At 53.3% G+C, this 12203-nt stretch carries 10 protein-coding genes; 4 read left to right on the forward strand and 6 right to left on the reverse strand.

Features of this window, described 5'->3' with window-relative positions; all coding sequences use genetic code 11:
* Positions 1 to 84 precede the first annotated feature (84 nt).
* Positions 85 to 3339 (forward strand): carbohydrate-binding protein, encoded by a 3255-nt coding sequence (locus M4D81_RS02580; RefSeq protein ID WP_260064333.1) that lies wholly within the window; start codon positions 85 to 87, stop codon positions 3337 to 3339.
* 171 nt (positions 3340 to 3510) lie between these two features.
* Here the strand turns inward: M4D81_RS02580 and M4D81_RS02585 are convergent, their stop codons facing one another.
* The 3 genes from M4D81_RS02585 to M4D81_RS02595 all read right to left on the reverse strand — a co-directional run bounded on the left by M4D81_RS02585 (position 3511) and on the right by M4D81_RS02595 (position 6111).
* Complete coding sequence (locus M4D81_RS02585; protein WP_260064335.1) at positions 3511 to 4545, reverse strand: dienelactone hydrolase family protein; 1035 nt, start codon at positions 4543 to 4545, stop codon at positions 3511 to 3513.
* Between the two features lie 89 nt (positions 4546 to 4634).
* Complete coding sequence (locus M4D81_RS02590) at positions 4635 to 5531, reverse strand: anti-sigma factor (protein WP_260064336.1); 897 nt, start codon at positions 5529 to 5531, stop codon at positions 4635 to 4637.
* Entirely contained in the window at positions 5506 to 6111 is a 606-nt protein-coding gene (locus tag M4D81_RS02595; RefSeq protein WP_260064337.1) for an RNA polymerase sigma factor, read from the reverse strand. Before M4D81_RS02595 ends, M4D81_RS02590 begins: the two co-directional genes overlap by 26 nt.
* Positions 6112 to 6341: 230 nt before the next feature.
* Here M4D81_RS02595 and M4D81_RS02600 point away from each other — a divergent pair, with 230 nt between their 5' ends.
* The 3 genes from M4D81_RS02600 to M4D81_RS02610 are packed head-to-tail and all read left to right on the forward strand — an operon-like array spanning position 6342 to position 9602.
* A complete protein-coding gene (locus M4D81_RS02600; RefSeq protein WP_260064338.1) occupies positions 6342 to 7505 on the forward strand; it encodes a COG1470 family protein in 1164 nt (387 codons plus the stop codon).
* A 5-nt stretch (positions 7506 to 7510) separates the two neighbouring features.
* On the forward strand, positions 7511 to 8533 hold the full coding sequence (locus M4D81_RS02605; RefSeq protein WP_260064339.1) for an ABC transporter ATP-binding protein: 1023 nt from the start codon (positions 7511 to 7513) through the stop codon (positions 8531 to 8533).
* Positions 8499 to 9602 (forward strand): ABC transporter permease, encoded by a 1104-nt coding sequence (locus M4D81_RS02610; RefSeq protein ID WP_260064340.1) that lies wholly within the window; start codon positions 8499 to 8501, stop codon positions 9600 to 9602. The genes M4D81_RS02605 and M4D81_RS02610 overlap by 35 nt, the downstream gene beginning before the upstream one ends.
* A gap of 84 nt (positions 9603 to 9686) precedes the next feature.
* On the opposite strand, the gene M4D81_RS02615 is transcribed toward M4D81_RS02610, so the two are convergent.
* The 3 genes from M4D81_RS02615 to M4D81_RS02625 form a co-directional block, all read right to left on the reverse strand.
* Positions 9687 to 10496, reverse strand: a complete 810-nt coding sequence (locus tag M4D81_RS02615) for an alpha/beta hydrolase (RefSeq protein ID WP_071223060.1) — start codon at positions 10494 to 10496, stop codon at positions 9687 to 9689.
* A gap of 77 nt (positions 10497 to 10573) precedes the next feature.
* A complete protein-coding gene (locus M4D81_RS02620; RefSeq protein ID WP_260064341.1) occupies positions 10574 to 10891 on the reverse strand; it encodes a cupin domain-containing protein in 318 nt (105 codons plus the stop codon).
* A 181-nt stretch (positions 10892 to 11072) separates the two neighbouring features.
* Positions 11073 to 12191, reverse strand: coding sequence for a hypothetical protein (locus tag M4D81_RS02625; protein WP_260064342.1), 1119 nt, complete (start codon positions 12189 to 12191; stop codon positions 11073 to 11075).
* Positions 12192 to 12203: the final 12 nt, after the last annotated feature.

The raw sequence follows: 12203 nt of genomic DNA on the forward strand, positions 1-12203 counted from the left end.
ATGGAATGGATCGGCTCTAAACTCATGAAGCCGATCATGAATGGAATGGATCGGCTTCGATTTGAAAATAAAGGAGGAACATTCATGTCACTCAGATCAGGTCAACTATTCAAGTTTCTGGCGGTGCCTCTGGCTATCGCGCTCATGCTCGGCTCCATGCCCGGCATCGGGTCGTCCAAGGCCTACGCCTATACCGCATCGGATGGGGATACAGCGATGAGAGCATTTAACGATACATTCTGGGATTCAAACGCCAAGATGTTCTGGAAGGACTCCAAGCGCGAAAAACATCAGGACTTCTGGGTGGAAGCAGAGCTGTGGGAATTGGTCATGGATGCGTATCAGCATACATCCGATCCCGCCTTGAAAGCCGAGCTTAAAACGCAGATCGACGATGTGTATGACGGTACCGTTGCGAAGTACGGCCAAGATTGGACGAATAACCCGTTCAATGACGATATTATGTGGTGGGCGATGGGAAGCGCCAGAGCCTATCAAATCACCGGGAATCCAAGATATTTGGAGGCCGCAAGAGATCATTTTGATTTCGTGTACGATACGCAGTGGGATGAAGAGTTCGCAAGCGGCGGCATTTGGTGGCTGAACAGCGAGCATAATACCAAAAATGCATGCATTAATTTCCCGGCGGCGCAAGCTGCACTTTATCTTTATGATATTACGAAAGATGAACATTATCTGAACGCGGCAACCAAAATATTCAGATGGGGCAAAACGATGCTGACGGACGGAAATGGAAAAGTGTTCGACCGGATCGAAATTGAGCATGGCGCGGTTCCGGATGCTACCCACTACAACCAGGGTACATACATCGGGTCGGCCGTTGGATTGTATAAAGCGACCGGAAATGCCGTTTACCTCGATGACGCGGTCAAGGCCGCTAAATTCACCAAAAACCATCTGGTGGATTCAAACGGGGTGTTGAATTACGAAGGACCTAACGGAGATCTGAAAGGCGGCAAAACGATCCTGATGCGAAATCTGGCCCATCTGCAAAAGACGCTGGATGAAACCGGCCAATACCCGGAATTCAGCGCTGAATTCGACGAATGGCTTGCATTCAATGTCGAGATGGCCTGGAGCCACCGCAATGCGGATCATATCGTGGATGGAAACTGGGCGGGACAGCTGCTGTCCGGAACTTATGAATCCTGGTCTTCAGCCGCTGCCGTTCAAGCTTTAAACGTGATCAAGCCGATGGAAGCGGAGCTTCGTTATGCCGTTAAAAACCCCTTCGAGAAAATCGAAGCGGAACGCTACAATATCGGGACCGGATTCGTTCTGGAAGGGGCATTCGAAGGCTCGCTGCAATTAGGCGGGATCCAGCATGGCTCTTATGCCGCTTACAAAAATGTGGATTTCGGATCAGAAGGCGCGATCGGCTTCATTGCCAGAGCGTCCAGCGGAACGGGCGGAGGTAACATCGAGATCCGGCTTGATTCCAAGGACGGCCCCAAAGTCGGGACGTTGAACGTAGAGGGAACGGGCGACTGGAATCATTATATCGATGCCGTCACCCTCCTTAAGGATGACCAAGGAGCGCCAAGCACCATTACTGGCGTCCATGATCTGTATCTTGTCTTCACCAAGACGAATGACGATTATCTATTCAATTTAAACTGGATTCAATTTACGACCACGGATCCGACGGAAACTGACGCCTATGCCAAACTGAAGGCCGGAAATTATGACAGCAGCGAAGGACTTAGCAAACATGCCGAGTTCGGATATTTGGACGGAATCCATCACAATGCCTATGCCTCTTATGAAGGAATTGATTTTGGATCCGGCGCGGCTGGTATCACTGTTCATGTGGCGAGCGGAAATCAAGGCGGCACGATCGAGGTTAAATTGGACAGTCTGGATGGACCTACCGCAGGTGTCGTTCCAATTCCGGCGCTGGGAAGCTGGGATAACTGGGTCGATATCATGGCGAATATCGATGACAGCTTGGCTGTAGGCGTTCATGACGTATACCTGGTTTTCAAGGGAGCAAACGGCAGCGACTATCCTCTCAATCTGGAGTGGTTCACCTTTACCACCATGAAAGGAAAAACAAGGGATGCTTCCGACAAGCTGGAAGCTGAAAACTATACGAACGGGGTAGGCTTCGGCAGAGAAACCGGCGGCGGGGAAACTTACCTGGCCGGGATGTTTGGTCCGAATAACCCTTATGCCATGTACAACTATATCGATTTTGGCAGCGAAAGCCCTACGCAATTCCATGTCAACGCAGCCAGCGCCACTGCTGGCGGGACGGTCGAGGTCAGACTGGACAGTCTGGGCGGTCCGGTCATTGCAACAGCCACCGTCTCAGGGACCGGAGGTTGGCAGAATTTCAAAGTTTTCTCGACGGATGTAACTGCCCCTGTAACGGGAAAACATATTGTATTCCTGTCTTTTAAAGGCGGAGACTGGTTATATAACTTTGATAAATTCACATTTGGCGATCCGGCCGTATTTACAGAGACTCCTCCTCCTCCTATACCTGAAGAGGACCATATTGCTCCCGGGGAGGTAGAGAATGTTCAGGCGAAGCGCGGCGAGGGCAGCATTACACTGTCTTGGGATGGTCCCTATGATATCGATGCTCAAAAAGTGCAAATTACGCTGCGGAGCGATGGACAGCAGGTCGGCGACGTCATCGAGGTGAATCGGGGAATTCAAACAGCAGTGATACGGGGAATCGAGGCGGGCAAGGATTACTCGCTCTTCATCAGGTCCGTTGATCGGTCCGGGAATGTTTCGCAGGGAGTCACCATCGAGGTTACCGATTCTCCCTCCTTCTCTCTGACCGCCAATGGAAAGAGCTTGGAAGATGGCGATTCTTTGGAGGATTACATGGTCCTCAGCTTCAAAATCATGGACACTTCCGCCATTCGATTTGCCGAAATAACCATCAACGGCAAAGCTTATACGCTGGATCCATTGACCAAGGATGCCATCGACATCGATCTGGCCGGGAATTTGGGCGACATAACGGCAACCGTTACGACTGAAGACCGCTCCGGTAACAAGCTTCAGAAAACAATCCAGTTCCAAGTCATCACGAGCGTGCATTCTATGAAACAATTAATCGCCCGATTCGTGGATTCAGGAGATGTTCGCGGGGCGATCATTCCTCAGCTGACCAACGCACTTAACCAGGTACAACATCATCTGGATAGGGGAAGACAGGATCAGACCGTCAAGCATATGCTGAATTTCACCAAGCACCTGAACAAGGAGGCGATGGGGCGTAACGTCAGTGACCAAGCCAAAACGGCATTGAATACCGATGCTGACTCCCTGATCCAAGATTGGCAGGCTGGCTTGAAGTAAACAAAATACGATAAAGCGGCAACCATGCTAACATATAAAAAAGTGACTCCTGATGATTTGGGAGTCACTTTTTTCTTTTATTTACCTGTACTAATGAATCTTGCGGTCCATACGCGCAAGGCCTGTCACACGTAGTACTGATAAGCAGAGGCTAGGTAAACTAGATAGCCTTCACAAGTCCGGGCTGCTTAGCCGTTCAAACAACCAGTCGTACGAATACCGGCCGCTAATTTCGTGTGCTCCGGGGAACAGATCAGTTCGCAGCCTCTCCTCGGCACCGGTGCGCCGATATATTTCCCTGAGCTCATGAGCTGCTGCTTCAAAGCCGGCAGCAGGAAATATCCGATCATGGGTTCCAGACTCCAGAAACAAGGGCCTGGGACAGATCAGTCCCAACCATTCCGGCAGCTCGGCATGGTTCAGGATGCCGGGGATGTAATTGCATACACAGTGCTGCATCGCCATAATGCTGTCCTTGAAAGTATTAGGGTACCCGGCAAGCACGGCAGCCCGTATTCGTTCATCCAGCGCCGCGCTCAAGAACGAGATTAGCCCGCCTCCCGAAAAGCCCATGATGCCGATTTGGTCAGCCTGAACCTCAGGACGCTCGGCCACGTACTCCAATGCCTTTAGCGTCTCGGCTACGCGGAGACCGGCGAGTGTCTTGCCATGCATCATGAGCCCGGTGGACAGTCGGTGGCAGGAGTTCGGGGCATCCGGATTCCGCGCGAGATCCGCATCAAGGCGCCGCTCACCGAAACCGGCAACATCCGGAGCGATCACCACCATGCCTCGTCGTACCAACTGGACAGCAAAATGCCGATGTATACCAGATGTATCAGGATCGCTTGATCCGTCCTGCCTCAGCCCAACAATCTCCCTGCTTCCATAGCCATGACCATGAACAGCGACGGCTGCCGGCATCGGCTTCATCTGATTCCCTTCCGGAATTAATACATATGCCGCAAAGGACAGGCCAGGTATGGCGGATAGCTCTACCCTCTCCCGAATATATCCGTCACATCGCTCCTGCTCAAGCAGTACAGGTTTGTGCCCTTCATTGGCTTCGAATTCGCCGATCAATTGCCGAAGCGTCTGCTTCAAATGCCCTTTGCGCTCTTCAGCACTCATGGAAACCTGGCTGTCTTTCGTTCGTCCCATTGTTTCGTTATACATGGATTCCAGCAAAGCATCTGCGCGCCACATCCCATATTCACCGCCTTCCATTTACTCCCTGTTTTTAGACAAGGTGTTCCCCTGGATCAGATCATGCATTTCACCTGTATATCTGGGCATCAAGGCCCCATATTCACCAGAACGGCTTCGGGCCCGGTCGGTCTCCGGCTACCCCCTTTGGGCTCCATGCTGACGACAATCCGCTTCGCTTTCTCTGCTCCGTAACCGTAATAATAGCTCTTTCCCTGCGGGCCCTGTACTAGCATAAAACCCGCACTCGACAGCCGATCCTCATCCTGAAGCCACACCTGATAGTCTTTCTCCTCCAAGGAATGCAGGCCATTGACAACGATCAGCATTTCTCCCGAGCCGCGTTTCAACCATACTGAGCCGCTGCCGTAGAAAGGTTCAATCGGCTGTATGACATACCGCTCGGTATCCTCGCTTTGCATATCGGCAATGCGCTGGCTTACCGCATGTTCGAAGGCCGCATGAGTCTGCCCCTCGTTTCCCTTCATGATGAATAAACCCGCAATCAACAGAATGAGCAGCGCTCCCGACAACGCCTGCAGGACAACGTGCTTTTTGATTCGGAGTCGGCCTTGGATTGACCGTATATAAGCCGCACGCATGAGCCTGCTGCGCACCCGGCTTTGAGGCATAGGTTCATCAGAGAATTTATTCTTATTCGTTGACTCACCAATGGCCATTCCCGCGCCTGCCGGCTGTGTCGATCTGACGAGCGGTTCTCCATGATCACAACCTCGATCCAGCTGTGACCCATGTTCATCGACAGGATAAGAAGGCATGAATAGCTCTACAGCCCCCATTAGCTTCGCCCATTCCGCCGCTGTCCCGGAACATATCTCACATTCTTTAAGATGTCGCTCGATATTCATGCTCTCCGCGTACGGCAATCGCTTCATAACGTAATCAACAAGCTTTTCCTCGGGGTATAACGAGCAGTCAACGTTGTCTTGCGCGAGAAACTCATGGTCTTGCTTTGAATGTTTCATGCTGCGAGCTCCCCCCTTCCTTCCCGCTCATCGCATCCAGCCGCCGCCTGACATTGTGAATGCCGTACCGGATTAAAGATTTAACGGTTCCGACAGGCCGGTTTAACAATTCCGCCATTTCCCGGTGGGAGCGCTGCTCGACATAACTCCCGTAAACCGCCATCCTCTGAAGGGGCGGAATCCCCTGAAGCGCCTCCTTTACCTGCTCCAGCTCCACCCGGCGCAAGGCGGCCAGCTCTACCGATTCCTGACCTTCGCCCCATGTCGTTTCCGGCAGAGCCTCTTCCATCCATTCGGCTTCAGCCATACGCTGCCGTTTGCGCAGCCGATCCATCGCCCTGCACCGTGTTCTCACGGCCAGCCAAGCCTCAACGCTTCCGCGTGCAGGATCATACTGATCCGCCTTATGCAGCACTTCCATAAAGATATCCTGGCATAGTTCCTCCGCCTCGGCCGGATCCTTGGTCATCTGCAAAGCCAGCCGGTAAACCAGGCGGGCATGGGTATCATAGAAGCGCCGGAACGCTGTGGCCGAACCTTCTGCAATCTCCTCCAGCCACATCGCAGAATGATCGTTCATCCCCGAACTCCCCCTAACCTGTTCTCCTCTCATACATCATGATGGCCTGCCTGCGCACGGCCATTTTCGATCAATATTTTAGCAAACGCTCCTTGTCTTTTGAATAAACCGAGGCACTTTTCAGCTTCCTTTAATGAATTTTTTAGGTAATTTTAATCTTTCCGATAAATCCAAACCCGGTGCTTCCAACGTACTCATTATGAATCCATAAAATTAGGAGGGGTAGTGTCATGAAAATGCTTAGAAAGAGAGCCAAGCAGCTGAACCTGCTGCTCTTGTTCATCCTGGGTACTTACTTGTTAAGTGGAGGAAATACCGCGTTCGCCGCCGGGGAAATCACCTTGTATACACCTTACACCTCGATTTCCGTTCCACCGGGGGAAGTCATCAATTATCCCCTTGAAGTCAAAAACAATACGAGCGGCGTCATTACGGTCCCGCTCCAAATCAACAGCCTGCCGAGCGGCTGGAGCACCAAGCTTAACGGCGGAGGCTGGCAGCTGAAAGAAGTGTCCGTGAAGCCGGGCGAATCGGAATCGGTGTCCTTGGAGGTTACCGTACCGCTCAAAGTAGATAAAGGCTCCTACCGGTTTCAAGTAACGGCGGGATCCATGGCCAGTCTGCCATTAACCGTGGATATCACGGAAAAAGGAACCTATCAAACCGAGCTCACAACCGATCAGGCCAACCTGGAGGGGCATGCCGACTCCACGTTTACCTACACGGTGAATCTGCAAAACCGAACCGCCAATAAGCAAAACTATGCCCTCCAGGCCGATGCCCAGGCGGGTTGGAACGTTACATTCACCTCAGGCGGCAAGCAGGTATCCTCCGTCGAAATCGAAGCGGGTGCAAGCCAATCTATCACCGTCGATATCAAACCGCCTGCCGAAGTGACGGAAGGCTCCTTCTCTATTCCGATCCGCGCCTCCAATTCATCGACATCCTCCGAGCTTGCGCTGGAAGCCGTCATTACGGGATCTTATGGGCTGGAGCTTACAACACCAAGCGGATTGCTCAGTACAAACGTCAATGCGGGCGGCAGCAAAACCATTGAGCTGCTGGTCAAGAATACGGGGACCGCACCTCTCTCGGATATTAATCTTAGCTCCGATACGCCGGTGGACTGGGAAGTAAGCTTCAACCCGAAAACGATCGAAAATCTGCCCGCAGGCAAATCCACAACGGTTGAGGCCAAACTGACGTCAAGCGACAAAGCCATTGCGGGTGATTATGTCACCAACCTGAAGGCCGCCGCGGCTGAAGCAAGTTCCGACGCCCAATTCCGCGTTGCCGTCAAAGGCTCCATGCTGTGGGGCTGGATCGGCGTGCTTGTCATTGTTGCTATTCTGGGAGGCATCTATGTTCTCATTCGTAAATACGGAAGGAGATAACCTTGATGGATACGGTCATTGACATTCACGAATTAACGAAGAGTTACAGCGAAACGAAGGCGGTAGACCGTTTATCCCTCCAAATTAAACGCGGCGAGATCTTCGGTCTGCTCGGCCCGAACGGTGCGGGCAAGTCCACCACGATCCTGATGCTGCTCGGACTCAGCGAACCGGATTCAGGAACCATTAACGTGCTCGGCCTCAATCCGACAAGAGAACCGATCCCGGTCAAGCGGCGGGTCGGATACCTGCCTGATGACGTCGGCTTTTACGAGGACCGAACCGGATTGGAGAACCTGATGCTAACGGCCCGGCTGAATCGAATCCCCGATTCCCAAGCCCGGGAAAGGGCACTGGAGCTGTTGGAGCAAGTCGGGCTCACGCAGGCAGCCCATAAGAAGACAGGAGCCTATTCCCGCGGGATGCGACAGCGGCTCGGACTCGCGGACGTCTTGATGAAATCCCCGGAGATTATCATCCTCGATGAACCGACCTTGGGCATCGATCCAACAGGAATGGAGGAGCTGCTGCGTTTGATACGGAAGCTAAGCCGTGAGCAGGGCCTTACCGTACTGCTATCGTCCCACCAGCTGCACCAGGTTCAGCAGATTTGCGACCGCGTCGGCCTGTTTGTGCGGGGACGGCTTCTCGCCGAAGGGGATGTCGAGGGGCTGTCCCGGACCCTGTTCGCCGATGATCCGATTATGATCACGGTGGAGCTGGATGAGCTGCGGCCCGAATTGCGTGATGAGATCAGCGCCATCGAAGGGGTTCACCTGATCGAGGTTCCGGCTGTCGAAAGCGATCCGGCTGAGCATGCGGTCACCCGGATCAGAGACCTTCCAGCTAAGGTTCTGATCCGGGCCGATAGGGATTGCAGCCCTGAAATTGCCCGAGCGGTTGTGAATGCAGGTGTCCAGCTGTTCTCGCTGAACCGCCAGCAGTACGGTTTGGATGAAATCTACCACCGTTATTTTGCAGGAGGTGATGAGCATGGCAGAGCGAAGAGCGCCGAGCGTACAGGATAAGCTGGCTGACATTGGCCGCCGGCTGCAGTCCTACTCTGAAAACATCAAAAAAACATTTTCCAACCGAACCAACACGCCCGGTCAATCAGCGACAGGAGAATCAGTCAAATCGACCACGCCTTCAGCTTTCGGCGTGCTGGTCCGCAAAGAGATCGCGGACCATATCCGGAGCTGGCGCTTCATATTACTGCTGGGCATCATTGCCTTAACCTGCGTGGCTTCGCTTTATACGGCTATGAACAGCATCCGGGAAGCTCTCGGCTCGGAGAACGGGGTTGATGATTTTGTCATCCTGAAGCTGTTCACCCTCTCGGACGGAACCCTTCCGACCTTCATCGGATTTGTTGGTTTCTTAGGTCCATTGCTCGGAATCGGCATGGGCTTTGATGCCATCAACAGTGAACGGAACAAAGGGACGCTCAGCCGAATCATGGCCCAGCCGATTCACCGCGACGACCTGCTCAATGCGAAGTTCGCCGCTTCCCTGATCGTGATCAGCATCATGTTTATCACGCTCGGGCTGCTGACCATGGCGCTGGGCACCCTGATTATCGGCATACCGCCAACCTTCGAGGAATTTTTGAGAACCATCAGCTTTCTGGTCGTGACCATTTTTTACGTTGGCTTCTGGCTGAATCTGTCCATTATGTTCTCCGTAAGATTCCGCCAGCCGGCGACTTCCGCCCTGTCAAGCATTGCGGTCTGGCTGTTCTTCAGCTTCTTTTTTGATATGATCCTGCAATTGCTGGCACGGGGATTGGCTCCGGACTCCGCCTCAGCCACGGCCCATGATGTCATGAACTATCAGAATCTGATGCTCTGGCTTGGCCGGCTGTCGCCATATACCCTGTTTAATGAGGCAACGAGCACTCTGCTGATGCCGTCCATCCGCAATCTCGGACCGCTCACGCAGGAGCAGGTGTACGGTGCCATTGCTAGTCCGCTGCCGTTTGGTCAAAGCCTGCTGCTCGTCTGGCCGCAAATTACCGGACTGACCGCAGCCACGCTGATCTGCTTCGCCATCTCTTACGTCCTGTTCCTCCGACAGGAGATTAGAGGCCGGTCCTGATCTTTAGGTTATGCGAACAAGCTCATCTGAATTTTTCAGATGAGCTTGTTTTTTGCATGAGTTCTCAAGTTATGCTGCTCAGTCCTACCTTCCCTGCACGACCGCTTGCGACAGGAATCCGATCTTCTGCAGCCAGCCCGCGCACAGGCCCGTCCATTGCGAAACACTGGCATCTTCTTCCGCAAGACCAAGACCATGCCGGCCCTCCGGAAAAACATGAAGCTCAAACGGGATGCGCTGCTTGCTTAACGCTTTGGCATACATAAGGCTGTTCTCAACGGGAACCGCGCCGTCGTCAGCGGTATGCCATAGAAAGGAAGGAGGGGTCTCCGGTTTCACCGCAAGCTCAAGCGACAACGCATTTCTCAACTCTTCCGGCGGGTTCTCTCCCAACAGCCTGGTCATGGAGCCCTCATGGTAATAATCCTTAAAAGAAATGACCGGGTAACACAGGATGGAAGCGTTCGGGCGGGAGCTCTGCCGGTCCACAGCATCCACGGCCTCCGGGTTTCCTTCGTCGAAATGAGTGCTGGCGCTCGCCGCGAGATGTCCGCCTGCTGAGAACCCAAGGATTCCGATACGATCCGGATCGACGTTCCACTCCTTGGCGTGATGCCTTACAAGCCGGACTGCACGCTGGGCATCGCCCAGCGGATAGGGATGGCGATAAGGGGCCACACGGTAATGAACGACAAAGGCGGATAGCCCAATTGAATTCAGCCACATGGCAATCGGATCACCCTCATGATCCGCGCGCCGCTCGTACCCGCCCCCCGGAAGCACAAGCACGGCTCCGTGAGGGGTTTCATTTTGTAATAGATAAGGTGTCATGTAGGGTATGAACTTCTCTTCCACCGATTCATGTCCTGGAATATCCTGTTCCCAAAGTTTCATCATATCCATTCCTTTCTGTCTTCATATCCAGTCGTCTATCCATTCATTTCTTCAACATTTCTTTCAGCTTTAGGCACTCAGAGACCAAGCAAATCCAGTCTCAGCGGTGTAAACGTATCCAAAAGAGCGGAAGGTTCCAGAGCTTTTACCCCATGCTCCGCCCCGCCGGGAATGACGATGGTATCTCCCTGCCGCACCAGGGTCGTCTCACCGTTGATATAAAATTCGATGGCACCCTTCAGGCAGTAGCTCATCTGCTCATGGGGATGACTATGCAGTGCACCTTCCGCCCCTTCTTCAAAAAGCACCTCCATCATCATCAGCCCCGTTCCGGGTTGAAACACCTTCCTTGTCACCCCAGGCTCCGCTTGTTCCCAAACGCCGATTTGCGCCATGCTCCTCCTCCTCCTCTGCTAATCCAAGTACCGAATTTACGTGTTCATCGATTCATTAAATAAAAAAACCTTCATACTTCTTCGCCGAAGGGCCTATGTATTCCTATTATCCAAGTCATAAAAATTCAGAGCGTCATCCCGGCTGACTGATCCAATACATCTAGAGGTCCTGGCTCATAGATCATCTGCCCGTACCTGCTCGTAGAGATGAGAACACAGAATCCGCAATATCCAGCTTTCGTCCCTGCAGCCCCCCGAGCTCATGCAGCGTATAGCGGATAAGAATCGCCTGTGTTCCCGCATTCATATCCCCTTCAATCTCACCCTTGCCCAGTGGAACCGCCTCCGGCATGTCAGGATAATACTCACCTTGCTTCACTTGAGCCACATTCGGTGCCGGCGGGGAGTGATCGATTTCCCTGGAATAGCCGCCGTCCGCCCGCTTGAGCCGCGCCATATTCCGCAAGGTGATTTCCGCGATCTCCAGAACGTCCTCTTCCGGAATCCGCAGCTTCATCGAGGTCAGAAGGCTGATCGGGTTCCGAATATAACACATGTCAACGGCCTTCTCGCTCCGCAAAGCGTGCAGCAGGGACCGGTATATTTCCGGCGTCCGCGGCAGTGGAGCCTGAAACCGGTTATAGAACGTCAACAGCTTGAAGGTTCCCGATATTCGGACATAAGGCGTGCCTTCGCCCCACAGCCCCGTCTCCGGATCTTGTATGCTCTCAAAATACGACAGCGCCTCACGTAAAAACGGCTCCCTCTCATCCTGCGGCATTTGGGATAAATAGGGTGCTGAGTTACACAGCCGGTCGCAGCCGCGCCAGCTGTTCGCAAGACTGATGGAACGCAGCCACTCCGCATAAGCCTCAGGAGCGCGGCAGTATGCCGGAGCCATATTCCGATTACCCGGCAGCGGATGCAATGGGGCTGCGCCCAACGTTCGGAGTGCTCCTACGCTGTAGCCAAGTGCACGGCCCACCATCACATCGTCTTTTCTCATCTTGGGATCAGCATCATAGAAATACCCCGTCCCAGGGTCTTGCTTGGACTGGAAAAAACGCACAAGATCCGCCTTGATGTCATCGGTCAGCCTTTGCTGAAGTCCGCAGCGCTCGATAATGCCCAACGCTTGTGCCGTCGATTCGATGTCCGTCGTGAACGCATCGGCATCCCTGGAACTGCGGGCGTAATAAAAACCGCCGGAAGCAGCGTCATACTGTCCTTCGAGCCATTCGAAGAAACCTTCAAACAGCCTGTCGCCCCCCTCCAGAATGTTCTCTAATCCCTTTGTCATGGCCTATCCCTT

Origin of the sequence: Paenibacillus sp. p3-SID867, from assembly GCF_025142895.1 — a bacterium.
GTDB lineage: Bacteria > Bacillota > Bacilli > Paenibacillales > Paenibacillaceae > Paenibacillus_AQ.